General features: G+C 38.7%; 23 protein-coding genes. 11 read left to right on the top strand and 12 right to left on the bottom strand.

Annotation, left to right across the window (positions count from 1 at the left end):
• Positions 1–63: 63 nt before the first annotated feature.
• Positions 64–585: a hypothetical protein gene (locus J0H12_00770; protein MBN9412446.1), complete on the bottom strand. Its 522-nt coding sequence runs from the start codon at positions 583–585 to the stop codon at positions 64–66.
• Between the two features lie 129 nt (positions 586–714).
• On the opposite strand from J0H12_00770, the gene J0H12_00765 reads away from it, so the two are divergent.
• Together J0H12_00765 and J0H12_00760 are read left to right on the top strand one after the other, a co-directional pair.
• Positions 715–1,266 carry a hypothetical protein gene (locus tag J0H12_00765; protein MBN9412445.1) on the top strand — a complete coding sequence of 184 codons (552 nt, stop codon included), beginning with the start codon at positions 715–717 and terminating at the stop codon, positions 1,264–1,266.
• A gap of 74 nt (positions 1,267–1,340) precedes the next feature.
• Complete coding sequence (locus J0H12_00760; protein ID MBN9412444.1) at positions 1,341–3,665, top strand: hypothetical protein; 2,325 nt, start codon at positions 1,341–1,343, stop codon at positions 3,663–3,665.
• A 283-nt stretch (positions 3,666–3,948) separates the two neighbouring features.
• Here J0H12_00760 and rpsI read toward each other — a convergent pair whose 3' ends face one another.
• The 4 genes from rpsI to greA form a co-directional block, all read right to left on the bottom strand.
• The gene (gene rpsI / locus J0H12_00755; protein MBN9412443.1) at positions 3,949–4,455 is read right to left on the bottom strand and encodes a 30S ribosomal protein S9; all 507 of its coding nucleotides are present in this window, start codon (positions 4,453–4,455) and stop codon (positions 3,949–3,951) included.
• 6 nt (positions 4,456–4,461) lie between these two features.
• Positions 4,462–4,923 (bottom strand): 50S ribosomal protein L13, encoded by a 462-nt coding sequence (gene rplM / locus J0H12_00750; protein ID MBN9412442.1) that lies wholly within the window; start codon positions 4,921–4,923, stop codon positions 4,462–4,464.
• 129 nt (positions 4,924–5,052) lie between these two features.
• The gene (locus J0H12_00745) at positions 5,053–6,009 is read right to left on the bottom strand and encodes a mitochondrial fission ELM1 family protein (protein MBN9412441.1); all 957 of its coding nucleotides are present in this window, start codon (positions 6,007–6,009) and stop codon (positions 5,053–5,055) included.
• 12 nt (positions 6,010–6,021) lie between these two features.
• Positions 6,022–6,495, bottom strand: coding sequence for a transcription elongation factor GreA (greA, locus tag J0H12_00740; protein MBN9412440.1), 474 nt, complete (start codon positions 6,493–6,495; stop codon positions 6,022–6,024).
• A gap of 378 nt (positions 6,496–6,873) precedes the next feature.
• Between greA and J0H12_00735 the strand changes: the two genes are divergently transcribed.
• Genes J0H12_00735 through mutL form a run of 7 tightly spaced genes read left to right on the top strand, consistent with a single transcriptional unit; the run spans position 6,874 to position 16,400 of the window.
• A complete protein-coding gene (locus J0H12_00735) occupies positions 6,874–9,666 on the top strand; it encodes an isoleucine--tRNA ligase (GenBank protein MBN9412439.1) in 2,793 nt (930 codons plus the stop codon).
• Positions 9,663–10,154 (top strand): signal peptidase II, encoded by a 492-nt coding sequence (lspA, locus tag J0H12_00730; protein MBN9412438.1) that lies wholly within the window; start codon positions 9,663–9,665, stop codon positions 10,152–10,154. Before J0H12_00735 ends, lspA begins: the two co-directional genes overlap by 4 nt.
• Positions 10,151–10,642, top strand: a complete 492-nt coding sequence (locus J0H12_00725) for a DUF3035 domain-containing protein (protein MBN9412437.1) — start codon at positions 10,151–10,153, stop codon at positions 10,640–10,642. Before lspA ends, J0H12_00725 begins: the two co-directional genes overlap by 4 nt.
• A gap of 14 nt (positions 10,643–10,656) precedes the next feature.
• Positions 10,657–11,991, top strand: a complete 1,335-nt coding sequence (locus tag J0H12_00720) for an insulinase family protein (GenBank protein ID MBN9412436.1) — start codon at positions 10,657–10,659, stop codon at positions 11,989–11,991.
• A 17-nt stretch (positions 11,992–12,008) separates the two neighbouring features.
• Positions 12,009–13,325 (top strand): insulinase family protein, encoded by a 1,317-nt coding sequence (locus J0H12_00715; GenBank protein ID MBN9412435.1) that lies wholly within the window; start codon positions 12,009–12,011, stop codon positions 13,323–13,325.
• Positions 13,315–14,589, top strand: coding sequence for a hypothetical protein (locus J0H12_00710; protein ID MBN9412434.1), 1,275 nt, complete (start codon positions 13,315–13,317; stop codon positions 14,587–14,589). Before J0H12_00715 ends, J0H12_00710 begins: the two co-directional genes overlap by 11 nt.
• Positions 14,586–16,400: a DNA mismatch repair endonuclease MutL gene (gene mutL / locus J0H12_00705; GenBank protein ID MBN9412433.1), complete on the top strand. Its 1,815-nt coding sequence runs from the start codon at positions 14,586–14,588 to the stop codon at positions 16,398–16,400. Before J0H12_00710 ends, mutL begins: the two co-directional genes overlap by 4 nt.
• Positions 16,401–16,466: 66 nt before the next feature.
• Here mutL and J0H12_00700 read toward each other — a convergent pair whose 3' ends face one another.
• From J0H12_00700 to J0H12_00680, 5 genes are all read right to left on the bottom strand, one after another.
• Entirely contained in the window at positions 16,467–17,738 is a 1,272-nt protein-coding gene (locus tag J0H12_00700; GenBank protein MBN9412432.1) for an RsmB/NOP family class I SAM-dependent RNA methyltransferase, read from the bottom strand.
• The gene (locus J0H12_00695) at positions 17,735–18,415 is read right to left on the bottom strand and encodes an RlmE family RNA methyltransferase (protein MBN9412431.1); all 681 of its coding nucleotides are present in this window, start codon (positions 18,413–18,415) and stop codon (positions 17,735–17,737) included. Before J0H12_00695 ends, J0H12_00700 begins: the two co-directional genes overlap by 4 nt.
• Positions 18,416–18,418: 3 nt before the next feature.
• Positions 18,419–19,414 carry a Ppx/GppA family phosphatase gene (locus J0H12_00690; GenBank protein MBN9412430.1) on the bottom strand — a complete coding sequence of 332 codons (996 nt, stop codon included), beginning with the start codon at positions 19,412–19,414 and terminating at the stop codon, positions 18,419–18,421.
• Positions 19,415–19,614: 200 nt separating this feature from the next.
• A complete protein-coding gene (locus J0H12_00685; protein MBN9412429.1) occupies positions 19,615–19,815 on the bottom strand; it encodes a zinc-finger domain-containing protein in 201 nt (66 codons plus the stop codon).
• A 1-nt stretch (position 19,816) separates the two neighbouring features.
• Entirely contained in the window at positions 19,817–21,145 is a 1,329-nt protein-coding gene (locus J0H12_00680; protein MBN9412428.1) for an MFS transporter, read from the bottom strand.
• 253 nt (positions 21,146–21,398) lie between these two features.
• Here J0H12_00680 and J0H12_00675 point away from each other — a divergent pair, with 253 nt between their 5' ends.
• Complete coding sequence (locus J0H12_00675; protein ID MBN9412427.1) at positions 21,399–21,803, top strand: hypothetical protein; 405 nt, start codon at positions 21,399–21,401, stop codon at positions 21,801–21,803.
• Between the two features lie 44 nt (positions 21,804–21,847).
• Here the strand turns inward: J0H12_00675 and J0H12_00670 are convergent, their stop codons facing one another.
• Positions 21,848–22,558, bottom strand: coding sequence for a hypothetical protein (locus tag J0H12_00670; GenBank protein ID MBN9412426.1), 711 nt, complete (start codon positions 22,556–22,558; stop codon positions 21,848–21,850).
• A gap of 167 nt (positions 22,559–22,725) precedes the next feature.
• Positions 22,726–23,673, bottom strand: coding sequence for a glycosyltransferase family 9 protein (locus J0H12_00665; GenBank protein MBN9412425.1), 948 nt, complete (start codon positions 23,671–23,673; stop codon positions 22,726–22,728).
• A gap of 112 nt (positions 23,674–23,785) precedes the next feature.
• Here J0H12_00665 and J0H12_00660 point away from each other — a divergent pair, with 112 nt between their 5' ends.
• Positions 23,786–24,160, top strand: a complete 375-nt coding sequence (locus J0H12_00660; protein ID MBN9412424.1) for a hypothetical protein — start codon at positions 23,786–23,788, stop codon at positions 24,158–24,160.
• Positions 24,161–24,269 lie beyond the last annotated feature (109 nt).

Here is a 24,269-nt window from a genome sequence, read left to right as displayed (position 1 = left end):
AAGACCACCTCTTTTAAAATTTTTCCCACCATATCAAGGAAGAATGCCTCCCTACAAGCATGATTAACCATCAATCAATAAAGAACTCGATGCCCCCTGGAAAGGAAGTGAAGCCTGTTCTAAAAATTCAAGAGCAGGCGACTCAATCAATTCTGCAATAAACTCTATTTTTCGCAGATCCGCGTGATAGGTACTCTCTTGCACGCGAAAGGCAAGCGGAAGAGATTTATGCTCTAAAGGAGAGGATAGCATTAAAGTCAAGGTTAAATCACGTTTATTCGAGCAATAAAGATACCCTAAAACGTCTTCGATCGTGGTCTGAAAAATTTTTCGAATAGGACGATCATAAAAAGCCGGAAAATTCACATGATTCACATGAAGCAGGATGTGCACAATTTTAGCCTTCTCTTTTTCCGAAGGATAAATCGTAAAATGGGGAATATCGATGGCAAAGTAATGACTATTCGCATCACACGTTAGTTTTTCATTCATGTTTTGCAGAGACGAAGGATAGAGACTTGCCGCGACATAACCGGCATTCCCACTTAACCAAAGCAACATAAAGTGCCACACTAAGGATCTCATTTTTTCCTCTTTTTTCTCTTTCGCTGTTTTTTGCCTTGATTATGACAAAAAATAAATTAAGAATTATTAACCAAGAAAAATAATTGGGAATTTATAACAGTCATATAGAAATCAGGGGAGAGTTCTAAAATGTTCAGAAAAATTGCTTATCACTTATCTATTTTTTTTGTCACAATGGGTAGTTTTTACCTTGCTAACGCGAATGTTCAAGAAGGAAAACAAATAGGCGACTTTATCATTACAGCTCAAGGTATTAACGTAAAGGCCCTAGCTCAATCTCAACAATATGTGTGTGAAATCCTCGATCCTTCTATTCTTTTTAAGCCAAAGAATAAAGGGGAAACAAAAGAACTAACATCAGCGCAATTTTCTACTTTATGGGAAAAAGGACAGTCTTTTTATACGAATGCACCGAATGCAACGCTCGTTTTCTCAGATCAAAAAGAAAATTCCTATCAAATGATCTTTGAAATTCCTAAGGCAGAATCTGTGGACAATATCCTAGCTCTTACAGCGACACCGTTGACACCACACGGAAGTAAAGCCTTTCTTAAAAACAATCAGCCTATCTCTGCTGAAGAATTTATAGAGGGAGCTCACACAGCAAAGAAAGAAACCATTTCTCTCCTTGTTGATGATGCGGATGAGCCAGATTATAGCAATCCTTGGGCTCCTAATTGAGATAACAACTTGGGGTGATTTAACATCACTCCACAACCTTACTGATAAAATAAATCTTACCTGGGGAGTGTTTGATGTCTAAGTTCAAAAAGGTGGTTTGTTATTGCCTTATTTACAGTATTTTTCTCAATAATCTTTTAACTTCCTTTACGAATACGGCATATGCCTCTGATATCACAGAAGATATAACAATCGATGAAGCATCGCCTAGCGTTTCCACACCACAAGGCACAATGATCGAAGAAGAGCAGACTATTCAAATTCCTGCAAAGCAAGCCATCATAGAAGAAGAAATAACAAAAACATGGAAAAGGAAACATACGCTTAGTGATTTTTCACTTAACTGTTCTACAATTCTACACGTCATATTGTTTGGATTTTCAATACTTCTTGGCCTTATGGCTTTGAATTCATTCGAAGCTCTCAGTGCGAAAACTTTATTCCCAGCTATAGGAATTGGGCACGTCGGTGTTGGAACAGAAAAGCCCTTTTATGAAGCAACCGCAGCGACGCATGGGATAATTTTTGCGGGATTAGTTCCGACTATTTATACATTTTTTAAATTTGGGAAAGGACTCATAGACAATGGAACACTTCTTGTTTCTAAACTAAAATCCCGCTGCCAAAAACAAAAACCCGTTGACTCCGAGAAAGGTCCAGCTCCAGAAAATGACCAAGAAAAGCTGACAAAAGCTAAAAAACAAGTTTTTCGAAAATGGCCTATGCCTCAATTTTTAGGCTATCTTATTCCTGGAGGAATAAATATTGGCGCGGCCTTGACTTATTCGCTGATCACTGTTGTTAATCTTTATCAAACTGAGATGCCTCGTTTCCCCATTTTTTTCAAAACTATGTTTCCTTTTCTTATTATCATGACTTTCCCAGATAAATGTATGACAGGTCATGGTGCAATAAAAGAAATGCTAGAATGGGTAGCTCAGAAATTGAACAGAAAAGTAACTCAACGACAAAACGCTTTAAAGGAAAAGATCGAAGGATTTCGTCAATACGTAGAAAATTTGGACCTGGAAGACCCAAGAGATCGAAATACATTACGCAACTTAATCAAAAATCTTCTCCCAGAAGATGAAACTATCTCAATCCTCAATGAAGAACCTGAAGAACTTGGCACTATTCCTCCGTCAACAAGGAATGATACAGATTTAAGGGCTACTATGGAATTATCTGAGGAAAGTGATCAAGATTTAGATACACAACAAAAGGGTATATCAACGCAAGGAAAAGATGAAGCGACCTCTTCCTCAACAATAGATGGCACAGATTTAATTCCTATCATAGGATCACCTGAAGAGAGTGGTCAAGGATCCGCGACCAGCTTAAACTCACAGATTGATACCTCAAAAAGAGAAGGCCCAAGCTTCCAAGAAAAAGATTTTGTTGAATCTGGAGTATCCCCTATTGCCTATGAAAAATTATATGACTTTATTAGAGAATACCCGATTTCATCTCACACAGATCTTGGATCAAAAATCTCCCGTTACTTATCATATGGTATCTCATTTTTAGGGGCTTGGGGACTCTCAACTGTTCTGACACAAGATTTGGAAACAATATTCAAGATTGGAGAAAAATACTTAGCATTCATGGCACCAGATCAGAGAATAATATTGGCCACTGTTATAGGAAGCCTTGCCGCGGGATGGATTGCTTTTGCTGAAAAAGGAGATATTTATAAAACTTTGAAAAGTTTTGAGACTTCTTTTACTTCACAATTCTTTATAAAAAAAACTAATGGAACTAGAACAGATTCTGTTTGTCACCCTCGCTCTTTAAAACATGTGCTCAAATTTACGGCAAATATTCTTTTATATAAATCCTTCTTAGCATTAACTGCAGTAGTTTTTACCTTTTCTGAATTTTCATCCTACCGTAATACCAGAAAAGAACCTTACGAAAATATTTTTACAAGAACTAACGATAACATACCTGCCATAAAATATATTGGGCTTATAGCTCTTTATTTATTTGAAATTCCTTCTTATATGGCAGTTCAAGAACGAGGCTACAACGCTGTCTCACGACGACTGAAACAAGCGACAATATGGTCTAAAAGCCTTTCTTCTTACCAAGAAAAGCTTATTGGCATACTTGAAGTTATGTCGAAACAAATTAATGATCTCACCCCAGAAGGGCTGACAGTACTTGAACAAAAAACATTCCCAGATCACAATAGAAATGTGCAGGTAGAAGAGGTAGAAGATGATCTCGCATTTCTTACATTGCCGCATCAAACAATGTCTTCCTCGAAATGGCAACGCTTTAAACAATGGATGAAAGATTGCTTTCCCCCTGATATTCAAGATAGTGACGAAGCTGTTTCTTTATTAGTAAATCAGAGTTCCGATGAAGAAAGCTCTATGTTAAATGGCGAAAATTAGAAGATAAAGAATCAGTGAGAGATGAATCAAAATCTTCATCTGAATTTTGCTTATTAAATTTTTTATATCATAAGTTTTTCTTTAAAGAGAGATATTATCTCTTTCTGCTACAGGTTTTTCTTAGGAAACTTTGTTAATAGAGCCTGGTAAGCATCACGACAAATCTCTCCAACATCTACCTTCTACAAGGCTGGACACTCTTACTTCTCAAAACAATAAACATAAAACAAAAACGCCACCCTTTCGGATGGCGCCTTGCATATAAACTTGATCTCTGAAAACGTTAACGCTTTGAGAACTGGAAGCTACGACGCGCTTTTGCACGACCATATTTCTTACGTTCAACAATACGGCTATCGCGTGTAAGAAGACCTTCAACCTTTAGAGGCGGACGAAGCGCTGGATCAAAATAAGTCAACGCCTTGCTAATTCCATGACGAACCGCACCTGCTTGACCTGAAAGACCGCCGCCTGTCACTGTACAAATGACGTCGAACTGTGCTTGACGACCAGAAACCTTAAAAGGTTGGTCTATCATCATTTGTAAAACGGGACGGGCAAAGTAAACTTGGCTTTCACGTCCATTAACAGTAATTTTTCCTGAACCTGGCTTAATCCAAACACGTGCAATCGCATTTTTACGTTTACCGGTAGCATAAGCACGTCCTAAGGCATCCACGCGAGGACCATCTGTCTTCTCACTGGAAGTCGTAGAAACTTTCTTTGCTGTCATCCCTTTATCAGAAACAGCTGACTTTAAATTTTCAAGTTCAATTCGCTCTTGTGCCATTGAAACTTAACTCCTTTTATTCTTTGGATTCATCCCTGCAACATCCAAAGTCTCAAGCTTTTGTGCTTCATGAGGATGGTTAGGACCAGCATAAACCTTAAGATTATTCATTTGCTTACGTCCAAGAGGTGTTCTTGGAATCATACGCTCAACAGCTTTCTCTAAAAGGCGCTCTGGGAATCGACCTGCAAGTGTCTCACCCGCGGTACGTTCTTTGATTCCACCTGGATGGCCTGTGTGCCAATAAAAGACATCATCTTTTAATTTCTTGCCTGTGAGGCGCACTTTATCTGCATTGATAACAACGATATTATCACCACAATCAACATGAGGCGTATAATCTGGACGATGTTTTCCACGAAGACGCTTTGCCAAAACAGACGCAAGACGACCTAGAACCACACCTTCTGCATCGACAAGTCTCCACTTCTTGGTGACTTCAGCAGGTTTTAATGAAAGAGTTTTCATTTTTACACACAATCTTAACTGTTAATATAGAAACTTCAAATGAGCGTTATTCACACGACTCTGGCATTTCTGTACATCACTTCGCCTTTTCTCGTCAATCATAAAAACAAGGAAAATGAGGTTCTTTGTTTATAAATTGATTTTCAAGAGCTTTTTAAGCTTCGTTTCAACAACTTGCAAATCGTTTAACGGAACATAAGACCAAGTTGAAATATTATCTTCAAAAGGCTTCGTGTACCCTTTCTTTTGAAAATACGCATGAAAACGTCTGAATTTAGAGGACCCCCCTTCAAAAAAGTAAGAATAAACAGGCTTCCCTGTAAAACACGCCTCTGAAGTCATCGCAACCGAATCACAGGTCACAAGAATGTAATCTGCAAGCCCTAAGAATCCAAAATAAGGATTCTCACCTTCTCCTGTCCAAATAGCCGCCGAGACATCTTTGAGGCTCTTGATTAAGGCTTCTCTATTTTCGGGCTCTGTCCGGCGCGAAATCGTTATAGCTAACCCCAAATTTTCGCGTTGGCAGAGAGATTTCAATCGTTCCCCCATTTTTCGCATATGCTCAGGCTTCACTTTATAACAACGATTTGAACCTCCAATAAGAACCACTAGAAGAGGTTTCGATAAAGAGGTTACCAAAGGTTTAAATTTAAGGGCTTCCTGAGCAAGACGCTCACGGGTGACGCGGTGCAAAGTGCCTTCCGTGACAATAACGTTCTCTCCTGTGAGATTATCATGCTGAGGCGCAATGACAGCATCGAAACGAGCAGGATTAACCAAAGGATTTTGTAGCTGGATGACTTTTGTTCTACCGTGGGTTAACTGACGAATTTTTGCTGTGGGGGCGACACTTGCTCGACCTCCAGCAATAATTACATCTGGCCAAGGGGGCGCCAAACGATCATGAGCAGATGAAAGTCCCTCTAAAGGATTGAACCAGCAAGAAGCCGGTAAAAAACGCCATAGACCTCGCGGTTTGATTCGCTTAATTATGGGAGAAAATCCTAAAGCTTCAGCCAATCCAATGCATTGATTTTCTGTGCCAATTTTCCCACTATCCGCAACAACCCAACAAGATTTCACGTCAGCAACTCATTACCGATATTCAATTTTAAGAATATGATAACCTTTAAGTCCACCCGGGGTTTTGACTTCAACAGAATCATCTACCTTTTTGCCAATCAAAGCCCGTGCTAAAGGCGCAGAGATTGACAGAAGACGTTCCTTAATGTCGGCTTCGTCAACCCCAACGATTTGATAGCAAATTTCTTCTTCTGTATCTTCATCTTCAAGAAACACATGCGCCCCAAACTTAATAGTATCGCCTGTAAGTTTTGAAACTTCAATAATGTGGGCGTGCATAATTTTAGCTTCAAGTTCCGCAATACGCCCCTCTATAAAGCTTTGTTTTTCACGAGCCGCATGATATTCCGCGTTTTCTGACAAATCTCCCAAGGCTCGCGCATCAGCAATAGCACGGATTACCGCCCGGCGTTCAATTGTCTTGAGATGGCTAAGCTCTTCTTGAAGACGCACAAACCCTTGAGATGTCATAGGTACTTTTTCCATTTAAAACTCTTCGTTCAGTTTTTCCGACTTTAATTCAAGACATCAAATGAACATATTTAGCATCATTATTCAAGGTTTTTACCAATTTTAACTCTCATTCTCTCTAAAAAATTGAAAAGAAAATTGCTTTTTTCTAAAATAAAATCAATATTTTTTAAAAAATGTACACTTTTATATTGATTTTTGATCTAAAATCAATTATGATAAGAAGAAGAGGTGAGAAAGAATTCTATAATTTTAAGAAAAGATTCTTTTAAATTTCTTAAACCTGCGTTGTTGCGAAAGCGAAAATTCTATAGAAGAAAAAGAAAAGTTCGTGTAACACAAGTAAGATAACTACCAGGGAATATAATAAACTTTAAGCAAGGCCCGATTGTAATGAATTATAAAGATAGCGTTTTTCTGCCAACCACCCCCTTTGCAATGAAAGCAAACTTACGTGAACGTGAGCCAGAAATATTAAAACTCTGGGAGCAGACAAAGCTCTATAAAAAAATTCGTGCCAAAACTCAAGGTTTCCCAAAGTTTATTTTGCACTCAGGCCCTCCGTATGCGAATGGTCATATTCATGTCGGACATGGCTTCACAAGCATCTTTAAAGATATTGTGATTCGGGCTCAGCATCTTCTGGGACATGATGCGCCTCTTGTTCCAGGATGGGATTGTCATGGCCTCCCCATTGAGTGGAAAATTGAGGAAAAATACCGAAAAGAAGGCAAAACCAAAGAAGAAATCGACATTCAACAATTCAGAGCTGAATGTCGCACGTTTGCCGAAAGCTGGATCGCAATTCAACGAGAAGAGTTCAAACGTCTCGGCCTCTTAGGCGATTGGGAAAATCCTTACATCACCATGGATCCCGATGCTGAAGCCGAAATTGTCACCACATTCCTCACTTTTTTAGAAAAAGGAAACGTCTATCGGGGCGTCAAACCTGTTTTATGGTCTGTCATTGAAAAAACAGCCCTAGCGGAAGCTGAAGTTGAATATGAAGATAAAACATCTTCCTCAATCTATGTGCGATTTAAAATCCAAGCTTCTACAGACGCTGAACTTCAAGAAACTTCTGCTGTCATTTGGACCACGACGCCTTGGTCGCTCCCCGGAAACCGGGCTATTGCTTATCATCCAGATGTTGAGTATGCCCTTCTTCTAGTGCAAAAAGTTGAGCCTGATTCAGTCGCGATCCCAGGAGAAAAACTCCTAATTGCCAAAGACCTTATCGATCAAGTCTTGAAAAAACTTGGCATTGCAGAGGCAGAAATTCTAACCTCTTTCAAAGGAACTCGTCTTGAAGGGATGAAAGCAAGCCATCCTTTTGTCGGCCAAGGATATGATCATGATGTTCCATTCTTGCCCGGAGATCATGTTGCCGTCGATACGGGAACAGGCCTTGTTCATACGGCCCCCAGTCATGGAATTGAAGACTATGACCTTGGAAGACGCTATCAACTTGAAGTCCCTGAAACTGTCTTAGATGATGGAACGTACGCTTCTTGGGTCCCGCTTTTTGCTGGCGATCATGTCTTTAAAGTGGATGATAAAATTATTGCTCTTCTCTCAGATAGTAACGCGCTTGCCGCCAAAGAGAAAATTGTCCATAGCTATCCTCATTCCTGGCGTTCTAAAGCTCCTCTTATTTATAGAACCACTCCCCAGTGGTTTATCAGTTTGGAAGCAAATTGTTTGCGTCATCAAGCCCTTGATGCGATTGAAGGTGTTCACTGGTATCCTTCTCAAAGTAAAAACCGCATCAAAGGAATGGTTGAGAATCGCCCCGATTGGTGTATTTCTCGCCAAAGAGCTTGGGGAGTTCCGCTAACCATCTTTGTTCATAAAGAAACAAAACAACCTCTTATTGATGCCTCCGTTAACCAACGAATCATTGAGGCCGTTAGGAAAGAAGGCGCCGAAGCTTGGTACAAAAATCCAGAACGCTTTTTAGGTCATGATCATGATCCTGCAGACTACGAACCCATCAATGATATTTTAGATGTTTGGTTTGATTCAGGGTCAACTCAAAAATTTGTCCTTGAAAAACGTCCTGAACTTGAATTTCCAGCCTCTCTTTATCTTGAAGGGTCAGACCAGCATCGAGGCTGGTTCATGTCATCTCTCTTGCTTGGATGTGGCACTAAGAACCAAGCTCCTTATAAAGCCGTTGTAACTCATGGCTTCACGGTCGACGAACAAGGTCGAAAAATGTCTAAATCTCAAGGAAACGTTGTCGCTCCTGACAAAATTGCCGAGACTTTAGGAATTGAGATTTTAAGGCTTTGGGTCGTCAGCTGTGATTACTCCGATGACTTGCGCATTGGCCCAGAAATCCTAAAACATCAAGAAGATATCTATCGCCGTTTTCGGAATACTCTTCGCTACTTACTGGGCGCCTTACATGGATTTACTTCAGAAGAGCACCCTTCTCTTGAGGATATGCCCTCTTTAGAACGGTGGGTTCTGCATCGTCTTCATCAGCTCGATACGCTTTTTAAAGAATGTACTCAAGCTTATAATTTCCAGGCTTTCTATAGTGCTCTTCATCATTTTTGTTCTGCCGATCTTTCTGCTTTTTATTTTGATGTGCGTAAAGACGTTGTTTATTGTGATAGTGCCCAAGATATAAAACGCCGCGCCACCCGCACAGTTTTTGATTTACTTCTAAATCATCTCTTACATTGGCTTGCGCCTGTATTATGTTTCACCGTCGAAGAGGCTTGGTTGGCTCGGTTTGGCGAAGACCGTGAAAGCATCCACTTAAACTTTTTACCTGAAACGCCGGAAGCCTGGAAAAATGAGGCTCTGGCTCAAGACTTTGATGTGCTGCGCGCGCAAAGACGTGTCATAACAGGTGCTCTTGAAGTTGCCCGTTCTCAAGGCCTTATTAAATCAAGTTTGCAGGCGCATGTGACGGTTTTTGATCCTCAGCAAAAAATGCTCCCGAAGGTCGATTATGCTGAACTTGCAATTACTTCAAGTCTCGATATTTCTATAGAAGCACTCCCCTCTACAGCTTTCATAAGTTCAGATTTTGATCATTTGGGCGTCCAGGTTTCGGTTGCTTCTGGCCATAAATGTGAAAGATGTTGGCGCGTTTTAAAAGAAGTTGGCAATCATCCTATCCATTCAACCTTATGTGATCGTTGCGTTCACGTGATCGACGAGGTCACATGATGTTTCCTATCAAGCGACCTAAACTTTTTGCTCTTTTGGGAATAGTCTTCATTATTGGCATAGACCAATGGTCGAAAGCATTGATCTTAGAATATTTTTTTCGGCCTCGTGCGCCTATCACAATTACGTCTTTTTTTGATTTAGTTTTAGTTTGGAATCATGGCGTAAGTTTTGGGATGTTCAATGCGCCAAGCCGCTGGAATGTTTATATTCTTAGTACTTTTGCTGTGGCTATTTCTTGTTTATTGCTAAAATGGCTTTGGCAAGCACCAAACTATCTACTGCGTGTTGGTTTTGGTCTCATTATTGCAGGTGCCATAGGAAACGTCTTTGATCGGCTTCGTTTTTCAGCGGTTGTGGACTTTTTGCACTTTCATTGGGGAAACTATGCATTTCCGACTTTCAATATTGCAGATACTGCGATTACACTAGGTGTTTGTTTTGTTCTAATTGATAATTTTAAAAATTCACGGGAAACGACGTCATGAACAAGAAATATGATTTTCTTTTTTTAGCCCTCTTAAGCACAAGTCTTCTTGTTATTTCAGGCTGTAGTCAAACTAAAAAAAGTTTAGGTCTTGAGAGAATGCAACCTGATGAATTTACAGTTCTAGATCATCCTCCTCTCAGCATGCCTCCTGGAATTGGATTAACGCCGCCTCAAACGGGAGCCTCAGCAAAGCATCCTCAAAATACTCATCTTCAAGCTAAAGAGCTTCTTATCAAGCAATCTCTTACAACCGAAATATCTTCTGTTTCGCCCGCAGAACAAGCTTTGTTAAACTCAGCCAAAATAGAAGAAAGTCATCCCAATATACGTCAAACAGTCAACCAAGAAGCAAAGGTTTCAAAACCAGGAGAACAGACAATTAAAAAAATTATCTTCTGGGAAGGAAAACCTAGCGGAGACGTTATTGATCCTCAGGAAGAATATAAAAAGCTCCATAACAAAGACGCTCCTGGCCCCCTAAATTAATGAGGATAGTTTTGATGTTGAAACAAATTTGGTTACGTTTTTATATGCTCCTCATTGTTTTTGTTTATGGGAACGTGGAAGCCGTTGTTTATAATCCTCATACATTTACTTTAAAAAATGGCCTTCAAGTTGTTGTGATTGAAAATCATCGCGCTCCCGTTGTGACTCAAATGGTCTGGTATAAAGTTGGAAGCATTGATGATCCTCATGGGAAATCAGGCTTAGCTCACTATCTTGAACATCTTATGTTTAAAGGAAGTTTAGCTTCACCAGCGGGGCGAATACTCCCTGAGATTAATCGGGTGGGGGGCGAGCAAAATGCAGCAACTTCTCCAGATTATACTGTCTATTACCAAGTGATCCCTAAAAGCGAACTCGAACTCATTATGAGTCTTGAAGCTGGCCGAATGGCCCATCTCGAAATTGAAGATAAATATGCAAAACCTGAATTGGATGTCATCCTTGAAGAGCGACACATGCGGGTTGACAATAGTTCAACAGGGCTCTTTTTTGAAACTGTTCTTGCTAATTTTCTAAAACATCATCCCATGAGATTACCCACGATTGGATGGGAACATGAGATAAAAACATTTACGACGCAAGATGCGCAAAACTTTTATAACACTTGGTATACCCCCAATAATGCCATTCTCTTAATTGCCGGCGATGTCACTGTTGAGGAAGTCAAAGTTCTTGCCAAAAAATATTATGAAGTGATCCCTGTCAAAGCAAAACCGCACCCTTTGACGATTCAAGAGCCTAAAATGGCCCCTGCACTTCAAAGGCTTGAAATGACATCTTCTCTTATTCAAGAACCTTATCTCTTAAAAATCTTTAGGGCCCCTAATTTTAAAGAAGGTTCACGAGAAGATTTTTATGCGCTTCAAATTTTAACTGAATTATTAGATAAACCCGTCACAGGTCCTATTTATCGAGAGCTTGTCGAAAATCAACGAATTGCAACCTTCGTTCAAATTTCTTATCCAGGTTACACCCGAGGCCCAGGGTATCTCCTTATGTTTGCTCAACCGGCCCCAGGACATACCGTTGAAGAAGTTGAAAGAGCCCTCAATAAAGAATTAGAAAAAATCATACAACAAGGGCTGAATGCCTCAGAGGTCGAGAAATCTAAAACAAGACTTTTAGCCCAACTTGATTATACACGTGACCATGTATTGAGTGGAAGCAATGAAATCGGGAGAGCTCTTGTGGTCGGGGAAACAATTGCAGAATTCGAATCATGGCCCCATCGCATAAAAGCCGTGACCCAAGAACAAGTCAACGCAACTTTTAAACTTATTTTTAATTCTAAATCTAATTTTACAGCTATTTTGCGTCCCCAAAAATAATACCACGAGGAAAAGTTATGAGACTGTTTTTTTCTGTAATAATGATTCTTTTAAGTAGTTTTTCTTCGGCACATGCCCAACTGAAGATCCAAGAAGTTATCTCAACTCATGGAATTAAAGCATGGCTTGTTGAAGATACAACAACACCTGTTATTGCTATGAATTTCAGTTTTGAAGTCGGTGCAGCTCATGATCCTGACGATAAAGTGGGACTTGCATCCCTTACTGCCCAAATGTTGACTGAAGGCGCTGGAAAATTTAATTCTCATGCGTTTGCACAAAAATTACAAGAAATCGCCAGCTTTATCTCTTTTAATGCGACTCTCTCTCATTTTGCGGGTTCTTTAAAAACAACAAAAGCAAATGCCTCAGAAGCTTTTCAACTTTTGAAAATTACACTTACCGAACCCTTATTTTCATCTCACGAATTCACTAAAATTGTGAATGCTCACATAACCGCTTTAGCTAACATTGAAAAACAACCTTCAACCATCGCCCTCACCCAATTAAGAAAGCAAATTTTTGGGGCTTCTCATCCTTATGCACGTTTTACCGAAGGTTCCTTCAAAACAATAAAAAAAATAACCTCAGAAGATCTCAAAAAATTTATGAAAAATATGAGCCGCTCTACCTTAAAAATAGGCGTATGTGGAAATATTACGGCTCAAGAATTAAAAAAGATTCTCGACAACATTTTTAGTTTTCTTCCTGAAGAAGCAAACTTGCCTGAAATTCCGCCTGCTCAATTTCCACAGCAAGAAAAAATAACCACGATAAAATTAGCCCAACCTCAAAGCATTGGGCTTTTCGCACAAGAAGCTCTTGATTTTAAAGATCCCAATTATCTAAAACTCTCAATTCTAAATGAGGCTTTAGGTCGGGGCTCAGTTTCAAGACTCATGAATGAAGTTAGAGAGAAGCGAGGATATGCCTATCATGTGGGAACAAACATTCAACAAGAACCCTGCATCAGTTTGTTAATGGGAAGTGTTGGAAGTCAAAATACACGCATTATGAAAAGCCTCTCCTTAATTAAGGAAGAATGGAAACGTCTCCGAGATCATGGCCTAACAAAAGAAGAATTTATAGACGCTAAAAGTCATATTTTAGGGGCTTATACCCTTAATTTTATGTCTTCTCCTCAGATTTCTGAACTTTTGCTTCTTTATCAAGTTATCGACGCCCCGAGGACTTATATGGAAAACCGTGAACAATTACTGAATGCCATCACGCTTGAGCAAGTTAACCACTTCGCAAAAGATTTTTTTACCCCCGAAAAACTTCAAATTGTCATTGTTGGCAACCCTGAAGAAGGAGAAACACATGCCCAATAAATCACTTTTAAATTTTTCAATTAATGGATGCTTCTTGAATCATAAGCTCAAGGAAGAATCTTTTATTTCTTTTCAAGAAAAAGCACTCCAAAGCTTTAATGAGGTGAAAACAGCCTATTATGATAAAAAATTACCTGCTCTTTCAGTTATTTATGAACAAGAATCTTTAGAGCATTATCAAAAAATTGCTCACCATTGGCAAAAACGTTTTAAAAATGTGATCCTTTTTGGAACAGGTGGGTCTTCTCTCGGGGCTCAAACGTGTATTGAACTTTATCAAAGCCGTGTAAGTACGCCCAAAGATTCACCTTATTTCCATTTCATGGACAACATTGATCCTCATACTTTTCAAAAACTTATAGAAAATATTGATCTTCAAACGACTGGTTTTTTGGTTATCTCAAAATCTGGCACAACAGCAGAAACACTTTGTCAGTTCCTTTCTCTTATAAGTGTTTTCAAAGATAAATTGTCACAAGACCAAGTCATTGTGATTACCGAACCAAAGAACTCACCGTTGCGACGCCTTGCCGAACAATATCATTATCAAGTCCTTGATCATCCAACACAAATTGGAGGACGTTTCTCTGTTTTTTCAATTGTAGGAATGTTGCCAGCTTTCATCGCCGGCATTGATGTTCATGCCATTCTTAAAGGAGCCCAACAATACCTCTCTCAAGAAATGGACGGAATTACGCACAATACTGTTCAAGGGGCTGCGTTAACCTATGCCTATTACCAACAGTTTGGTTGTACCCAAACTGTCCTTATGCCTTATATTGACCGTCTTTCAGCATTTGCTTTATGGTTTAGACAACTGTGGGCTGAAAGCTTAGGAAAAGAAAAAAAGGGTATTACGCCTATTAATGCTTTAGGAACTGTCGACCAACATAGTCAGTTACAGCTTTATCTAGGAGGCCCTAAGGATAAATTTTTTACGTTGGTCATGCTGGAAGCTTTGACTCCTGCCCCTCAAGTTCAAACTGACGATCCTGAACTTTCTTATCTTCATCAGCATACTTTGGCGGATTTGATGCGCGCAGAACAAAATGCCACTGTTGCAACCCTTATTCGACAAGAATGTCCTACGCGTACCCTTACATTTCCCCAGTTAAATGAGCACGTTTTAGGCGCTCTCTTCATCCATTATATGCTTGAAACGATGATCATGGCTAAATTGCTTGGAATTGACGCTTTTGACCAACCTGCGGTTGAAGAAGGAAAAATTCTAACTCGCGAATATTTAAATCGAGAAGCTTCATGATTCGCCTTCTTCCTCCTAATTTAATTAACCAAATTGCAGCTGGAGAAGTTGTAGAACGCCCTTCTTCTGTTGTGAAAGAGTTAATTGAGAATGCGATCGATGCCAAAGCCACCGCAATTGACATCGTTATTCGCGAAGGAGGGAAAAATCTTATTCTGGTGGAAGATAATGGCCTTGGAATGACACAGCAAGATCTCATACTGGCTGTTGAACGTCACGCAACCTCTAAAATTCCAGATGAGAATTTATTTAATATCCAATCCCTTGGGTTCAGAGGCGAAGCTCTTCCTTCTATTGGGTCCGTAAGTCGCCTCGAAATCTCAAGTCGCGCTCAAGGAAATGAGACTTCGTGGTCTTTAAAAGTTGAGGGAGGGCAAAAAATAGGCCCCACTCCTGCTGCTCAAAATATAGGCACACGCATTGAAGTGAGAGACTTATTTTATGCAACACCTGCTCGATTAAAATTTATGAAATCAGCCACTTCCGAAATGGCGGCGATTGTCGATACAGTAAGTCGACTTGCCATGGCATATCCGGAAATCTGCTTTACACTTAAAGATGATAAAAAAACTTATCTAGATCTTCCTGTAACCTTAGGAGAAATTAATGAGCGCCGTCTTCATCGTCTGAGTATGCTGATGGGGAAAGAATTCATTGATAATACGTGTTCAATTAATGCCGAACGCGGAGATTATAAGATTCTTGGATTCGCAAGTTTGCCAACAATGAACCGAAGCAATGCGAATTTACAATATCTTTATGTGAACGGACGTGCGGTTAAAGATAAGCTTCTGAATACAGCGGTTCGGGTATCTTACCAAGATTTTCTTGCACGCGATCGCCATCCTTTAGTTGCCTTATTTTTAGAAGTTCCTCCTGGAGAAGTCGACATCAACGTCCATCCAGCCAAAACTGAAGTCCGTTTCCGTGAAAATGAGGTTATTCGCAGCCTAATCATTGGCGCTTTAAAGCAAGCTTTAACAGAAGCAGGTCATAGAGCAGCGACGACGATAAGTTCTTTCGCCCTAAAGGCGATGCAACCTTCTATCATTCCTCAACTAAAAACATCTCAACCAAGCTTTATGATGCCAAATCGAGCTTCCTCTAAGCCTATCTATTCTGCCCCACGTCCTTCTAATTTTATGCCTTCAGATCACACTGCAATACAGGCTATTCGTCTTGAAGAACCTCTTGTTTCTGAAGAAATTAAGACTCACGACCTCAAAGAACATCATCCTTTAGGAGAAGCACGCACCCAACTTCACGAAACCTATATTGTCGCAGAAACAGAAGATGGTTTTATTCTGGTGGATCAGCATGCAGCTCATGAAAGACTTGTCTATGAAAACCTTAAAAATCAGTTTTTGAATGCACAAGCTCAAAGTCAATATTTATTGATCCCTGAAGTGATTTCTCTCCAAGAATCTTCTCAGCAAGCTCTTTTAGCTCATAACGAAGAATTAAAACTATTCGGACTTGGTATTGAGGCTTTTGGGGGAGAAGCAATTCTTGTACGAGAAACACCTGCCGCTTTAGGAAATTTTAACGTTGCAAGCTTGATTCAAGATTTAGCAGATGAGATAATTGAATTAGGTCAACCGCTTAGCCTCAAGGAGCATCTTGAAGAAATTCTTTCAACAATGGCTTGTCATGGCAGTATTCGCGCCGGCCGAAAGATGTCCCTACCGGAGATGAATGCTTTACTTCGAAAGATGGAAGACACCCCTCATTCAGGACAATGTAACCATGGACGTCCCACTTATGTGGAACTTAAAAAATATGATATTGAAAAATTATTTGGGCGAAGATAAATCTTGAGAGAGGAAAAATAGGGGCTAAAATTAATCATTTTTCTTCCGAAGTTATTAATTAATTTTTTATTTCTTTTCAAAAATCGCTATAAAAAATCCGTCTGTTTTATGTTGATGAGGCGTGAATCGTAAAAATGAAGAGGCTGTTGGACATGGCACTTTCAATAATTTTTCCCATACTCCTGAAATAGGAACTGCCTTAAATTCAGAATGATTCTCAAGAAAATTTTCCATAATTTCTTCATTTTCGCAAGCAAGTAAAGAACAGGTGACATAAATAAGTCTGCCGCCCGTTTTAACATTTTGAACTGCCTTAAAAATAATTTCCTTTTGAAGAGATATAAATTTTTTAAGGTTTTCAGGTGTTATTGTAACTCTCCACTCAGGATGCCTGCGCCATGTCCCCGTCCCCGAACAAGGAGCATCGATCAAAACACGATCATAGGTTCTATCTGAGACGTTTGTTAGAAAATGAACATTCTGACATCCTGTGCGCTGTGCCCGAAGTTCAGCTTTTCTCAATCGAGTAGATGATACATCGTATGCATCGATGTGCCCTTTATTATCCATCAGCCCTGCTAACGCAAGCGTCTTGCCTCCAGCTCCTGCACAATAATCTAAAACTGTCTCATTTCCTTGAACGTCACATAATATGCTAACCAATTGTGAAGCTTCATCTTGGAATTCAAATAGGCCTTGCTGGTATAAGGGATGATTCGTCAAATTAACGCGTTTTTTCAATCGAAGCCCAAGAGGAGAATAGAGTGTTTCAATGCTTTCAATGTTCTCGCTTTCTAGGGATTTTTTGATAAAATCTCGGTTTGTTTTTAGCGGATTAACACGAAGATCGACAGTTGCCTCTTGATTCAAGCTTTCGGCTTCAGATAGTGCCTTTACTCCAAAAATATTTTGAACTTCTGGCCATAAAAACTCTGGAATATTTGCATGTGCCCACTCTGGCCACTTCACAATTTCTGCTTGCAGATTCTTAAAAAAATTTTGCTCTGGCGGCGTTATTTTAGAAGGAGCATAACCGATACCGGAAAACAAACTATCAAGATCTACCTCTTTTTTATCTAAAATTAACTTAAGATATGCCAGTAAATATAAGCGCGCAGAAACTTCATGAGAAAACTTTTCTTGAGCTACATAAAAAAGTTTATAAAAATTTCTTAAAACACCATACACAAGCTCTAAAATAGTCCGCCTATCTTGAGAACCAGCATAGCGTCGTTGTTTAAAATAGTGAGTAATTATGACATCAAAAGGTTTCTCACCAACAGTAATTGCATGCTCCAAAAGATCAAGAGCTGCCGCTACTTGGGCCCCAGGTGTCATCGATAAAATCCTAAAGCAACAACGTACATCTCAGGAGATTCTTTTCGACTCGCTTGAGGTTTCATATGCTTAATGGTCTTAAAATGCTGCTTCATCTCTTTCAAAAGCTCCGGATCAGTTCCTCCTTGGAAAACCTTTGAAATAAATGTTCCACCAGGGGTTAAAATTTCTTTTGCAAATTGAAAAGCCATTTCTGCTAGAGCAATCGTTCTTAGATGATCCGTTCCCGCATGCCCAATCGTAGAAGCCGCCATATCACTCATGACAACTTGGGCCCCATTCTTAACAAGCGTTTTTATTTTTTGGCGTTGCTCCACTTCTAAAAAATCACCTTGAATTAATAAAGCATCAGTTAAAGGTTCAATTTCTAAAAGATCAATCCCGATCACTTTTCCCCCTGTTTGGTGAGGATTAATCTTTTGAACGGCAACCTGCGCCCATCCACCGGGCGCAGCCCCTAAATCAATTAAAGTGATTCCAGACTTCAAAAAGTGAAATTTTTCATCGAGCTGAATTAACTTAAAAGCGGCCCGTGATCTAAATCCTTTGGCCTGGGCTTCTTGCACATACGGATCGTTCAATTGACGATGAAGCCATCGCTGAGAAGACGGTTTCCGTCCTCGAGCTGTTTTTAGCAAGACTGATTTAGCTCTTAATGTAGGTTTAACTGATGTCATCTTCTATGCAACCCGAAATAAAGAGTTAACTGCAGGTAAGGGGATATGAGTAGGACCAAAAGCAAGCTCCGTTAAAATCCCTTCTCGCACACCTCGATCGGTGACACGTATTTTCTCCACAGGCCATAATTTGCATATGGCATCTAAAATTGCCATTCCTCCGAGAATTAAATCTCCCCGATCTGCTCCTATACACTGATGAATCATTCTCTCCTCTGAAGCCATCATTTGAACATATTTTATCGTCGCAAAAATTTCATCTAAACTCATAATTAGACCATCAACACGCTCTCTTTGATAACGTTTTAATCCTAAATGTAAAGCCGCTGTTGTTGTCGCCGTGCCAGAACTCCCTACAAGTTGAACCTGCTGTTGTTCTATGTAATGAGAAATATTATTCTTCTCACTAAATTTTTTTAGAAGACCATGAGTACGCTGTTCAATCAAAGAATATGATTTTGCACTTTCATATGGAAATTCTTCAGCAAGTGTTACAACTCCAAAAGGTAATGATATATAATCTATAAGCTTTAAAGGCCGATCCTTATTAATTTCAATCCATAGAATTTCTGTACTTGCCCCTCCAATATCAAACAAAATAGCATAGGGAATTAAAGGATCTAAAATACTTGCGCATCCCTTAAGAGCTAACAAAGCTTCTTCCTGTTGAGAGACAACTTCAAGATGAATACCTGTTTTCTCTGAAACTTGCTTCACAAAGTCAGGTCCATTTTGAGCCCTTCGACACGCTTCAGTTGCAACAGCTTTTAATTTAAAAGGGGCATGATGACGCAAACGTTTTGCGCATGTTTCCAAAACATCAAAAGCTCTTTTCATTGCGAGTTTGTTTAACTTACCTGTTTTAGCAAGTCCTTCGCCGAGCCGAATATTTCGCGAAAAAACTTCAATGATATCTAAATGTTGAATATCTTTTTTACCAATAATTAATCGACAAGTATTACTACCCAAATCGATTGCTGCTAAAAGATCTTCATTCATAACAAAAAGTATTTCTAAATTTAATATATAAAATTTTATATCTAATTTTAACAAAATTAAACTTAATACTTAAAAATTTTAATTAACGTTAAAATAGGATTTATTTTATCATTTTTGAATTAAAAAACCAATTAAAAATAAGCCATAAATGAAGTTTACATCATTCCAAAATTTTGATGCTTTTTTGCCTGGAAAAGATCTTACTTTTTTATAGTATACTTCGAACTACAATAAGGGCAAATAGCGATGCCTGTTTTTGTGAGGTCTAAGAAAATACGTGGATGCTTAGAACGCGCATCTCCGATGCAATAAACATAAGCTTCAGACGAAAGAACTGTAATTTCTTTAAAAAGATTTTCTGTTGCAACTTTTATCGCTTTTTCTTCCGCTTCATCCCGCATCCTAAGTAGACCTTCCCTTATTTAGAAACCATAGATTTTCTTTTTTAATACGAGAAAGATAATAAATGACCATTAAAGTAGGCACAATACCAAAGGTTGCAAGCCAAAACAAAGTGTTCCACCCTAAATGTTCCACAATCCATCCAGACGGCGAAGAAAACATAATTCTTCCAAGGTGAGTCATTGAGGTTAATAAAGCCAATTGAGTGGCAGCATAAGAAGGTGAACATAATGTCATTTGATAAGCAAACAAGGCAGTAACCCTCATCCCTCCTGTTATATTATCCAAAGCTACAATCAGGTAAAAAATAATGCTATTATGTCCTACCAGACCCAAAAGAATAAATCCTAGAGCGGTTATTCCATGCAAAGCCCCACACCAAAATAAACTCCTCAACATTCCATAGCGCTTTACAATAAGCCCTCCGACAAAACCTCCCAAAATAGTTGCCCATAATCCAAAAATTTTTGAACCATTTGCGATTTCAATATTAGTAAATCCAAGTTCATTAAAATAAATATTTCCCATAGACCCAATCAAATTGTCCCCACATTTATAAAAAAACATGACGAATAAACTCGCAAGCCAAGATGATTGCTTAATAAAATCATGAAAAGGGGCTATAAGGGCCCCATAAAACCAACTCAAAATACTTCCTTGCCACCCTTTTAATCGAGGATGCGTCAAGAGATATTCATGCGCCTTTCGTTCCCGCAATTGGCTTTCAGGATTGTGAATAGGATGGGGTTCACGCGCACACAGCGTAGTCACCAAACCAATGCACTGGAACCCAGTCATCACAAGATAAACTGTATTCCAGCTAAGAAATGAAGCTAAATAAAAGGCGCCTGCGCCAGCTAATAGAATCCCCAACCTATATCCAAAAACGCCCACAGCTTCTCCCGTCCCATATTGAGATCGTTGCAGACGCTCAACCTGATAAGCAAGCATAACAATATCTTGAGTGGCAGAAGAAAACGCTATTAAAAATACAAAAACAACTATTTGTTCTAGATTCTGAGCTGGATCAAGGCGACTCAAACAAAACAAAAAAATAATTAAAAAACTCTGACTTAGAAAAAGCCACGCTCTCCGTCGCCCAAGCCACTGCGTTAACCAAGGCAGGCGTAATCGATCGACCAAAGGAGCCCATAAGAATTTAACCGTATAAGGCAAAACGGCTATACTCATAAGTCCAATTTTCGTGAGGCTAATTTTTTCTTGTGCCATCCAATACCCCAGCGTTGACGCTGTTAAAAGTAAAGGCAGGCCACAAGAAAACCCTAAAAGAGCAATGATTAAAATGCTACGATCATAATAGGATTGTATTAATAATTGCTTTGTTTCTTTAAAGAAATTCTTAACTCCTTATTATCCCCTATCCCTCAAAGTCATAGTACAAAAATTTCTCGGAGAGAAGAAAAGTTTTTCTTTTATGGAACAATCTCTTGCATGCTTAATAATATCTTTCTAAGGCCTTCCTTAAATATCAGTTGTCGCCCCTTAAAGTCCTCTTTATGATGCCTATGATAAATAGAAAGTCACCTACACATCTATTTAAATTCTAAAAAGGATATAAAAAATGAAAAATGCATTTATTGGTTTTGTAATAGGCCTCAGCACCTTATCGTTTTGCTCAACGACTTTCGCAGAAGAGACTCCTCAAACTTTAGAGAAAAATGTAGATCTTGAGAATGTTTCCTCAAATCAAAACACCCAATCTGTAGAAGAAAATCTAACTGAAAATACCGTTAAGAATATCAAAGAAAAGAAAAAATCAGCAAAGAAAGCACGTAAGAAAAAAAATAAAACTGACAAAAAAAGAATGCCGAAGAAAACCAGACGATATAATAAGAAGACATCAGAACAAGAAAAAAATATTTCCATTACAAAAGAAGAAGAAACTCAAATAAAATCTACACCTCAAGAAGAAAAAATAGATATACGCCCTGAGAATACTTCAAACTCTTCCGAAGAGAACGAATAATTTATTAAGATTTCAAGCTAAAGGCCACTCTCAAAGTGGCCTTTTTAAATATAATAAAAAATTAATGCTAATACTAAAGAAAATGTAATTAAAATAATGCTCTCAATGAGAAGAAAAAGAGGGCGCCGAGACGGTGAAATAGTTTCGATAAATTTTTGTTGCTGCTTTAATAGTTCTTTACGAATAGCATACCCAAATATCACAATAACACCCATCAAGATCATCATTGGGAAGAAAGAAAGCTTCAAAGCAATTAACCCGCCCATAAACCAGGCAAAAACTCCAAAGAACATTAAAAAACCACCATACCTCGTTGTCCAAAAGAGCATTGGTTCCATGATAAATTCTTCATCTTTAATGAAAAAATTGAGAACATAGGGCGTAATAAACTTAGTCAAAGAAAAAATATAACCTAATAATGAACTAAAAATTGTTAGCCAAAACAAAACACTAAAAGCTTCAACGTCAACAATCCCGATAAAAGGCACATGGGCGTGCTGAAATGTCCGCAATAACACTGTTAAAGCGCTTGAGAAAAATACACCCCCTAGAATAGGGGCCCAAGCTTGCATATGAAGAAAATTAAATAACTTTAAGAAACCTTGCCGCCCTTCCAAGCGTTCTCCAGGTAGCAAGAAAAAAGGTGCTAATAAAATAAGAACTTTTTGCCCTATCGTTGTCTCAAAAAAGGCATGAGAAGTTCGCTCAAAAAAATTTAAACATATTATTCGCAAGCCATGCAAAAGCTCACCCATGTATCTTAGCCTTTTCGACAATAATCTCTTTGTTCTCCATAGTCCAATCTACATTATTAACGCTACTATTTAAATAATTAATTAAGCGTTTCAAAGTAGCGTATCCCTTCCAAAAAGACACTGTATTCAATCTTTTTAAAAGGAAGCTTATTTTTATAAAATGCGCATCATTTCGCTACTTTTTCCCAGAATTTTCCTAGGTCCTCAACAACCTTTTCTACTGTTAGGGTGGTCATCAAGCTTCCTTGATCCCCCTCTTGTTGGCGTCTTTTAAGAATCTCATAGGATTCTGGTGTACGAACATATCCTGTTTTGTATCCATAAGGAGCATAATGTTGATCAAGGCTGGGCCCAAAAAGTCCAAATGTGGGGATTCCCGTAGCTGCTGCTAAGTGCATTAATCCCGAATCATTCCCTATAAAAAGTTGACATTGTGAAAAAAAGGCACCTATATCCAAAAGTTCCAAATTCCCCGCACAATCAATTAATTTTTCAGCGGGGATTTGAGCAAGAAAATCACTAATTCTTGCCCGCTCTTGTGGTGCAGAGAAAACAGCAATGCGCGCTTTAGGTAAAATTCCATCCACGGCTGTTATCTTGTTTATTAATTGCATAAAATATTCATGAGGCCACTCTTTTCCTATCCAATTTGCTGTTGGAGCCAGAGCAATTACAGGCCGATCATCATGAAAATAAGTCTTAACTCGTTGAAGTCGTTTTTTATCAAAATAAATTCTAGGATAAGGAACAGGTTTTATGTTCACCATAGCCGCTAAATGTTCAACACGATGCCCTAAAGTTGCAACAGAACGCCATATAAATCGTTGTTTTGCTCTTACACAATAAGCAATAACTGACCCTCTAGCATCGACAACAATATCCCATGAATGAGGCACGACTTTTTTCCAAAGTGAAAACCAATGCCCCAAAAATGGCTTCTTTTTAAAAATAATAACCTTTTGTAATCCCGGCCATTCTTTAAAAAGGGGAGCAGGAATTGCACCGCAAGCAATAGTAAGCTCAATTTGAGCACTAGATTTCCCTAAGGCATCTAAAATACCTGTTGATAAGATTGCATCGCCTAATCGATTTGAGGTAATAAACAATATTTTCATACTTGTTTTATAATGCTTTGAGATTTTTCTGTACAGGCAAAAGATAATCATCTTTAAGCAAGATTGACAGCCTTTCTATTTAACGTTAAAAAAGAAAAGTAAGGGGAAATTTATGCAAAAACTTATATCGATCGTTATCCTGTCAGCTAGTTTTTTTATTCAAGAAAAGGGATATAGCTACAAAGCACAACTTACGTGTCAAAATCTGAGTGACAATATGGCTCAGCTCTTAGTAGATTTTCCCGATGGCCGTATCCGAAGTTTTTGTGGTGCTGCTGAAACTTCATGTGAACGTTCTAAACAGCTTAAAGAGTTGGAAAAAATTATACAGAAAGCAACTCCAACAAACAAAGAAGCTCTTTCTGCCCTTTTCGAAGCTCTTTCTCCTAATATTACCAGCCAATTAGCCTTAGATCTAGGCGTATGTGAATTGGCCTTAGTTAGCCTCTTTCCTGATCAATATAAGCAAAAGTTCTTAGCTCATTAGATTATACGAAGAATGATAAGTCTAAATTGCTAAAGGTTATTTTCATGAAAGATCTGATAGAAAAAATTTTACTTTCCAAACTTTTCTCCCAATCGACTTTCTGATGAGA

The organism is Candidatus Paracaedimonas acanthamoebae, assembly GCA_017307065.1.
Taxonomy (GTDB): domain Bacteria; phylum Pseudomonadota; class Alphaproteobacteria; order Caedimonadales; family Caedimonadaceae; genus Paracaedimonas; species Paracaedimonas acanthamoebae_A.
This window is presented reverse-complemented; position numbering and strand designations above follow the sequence as displayed.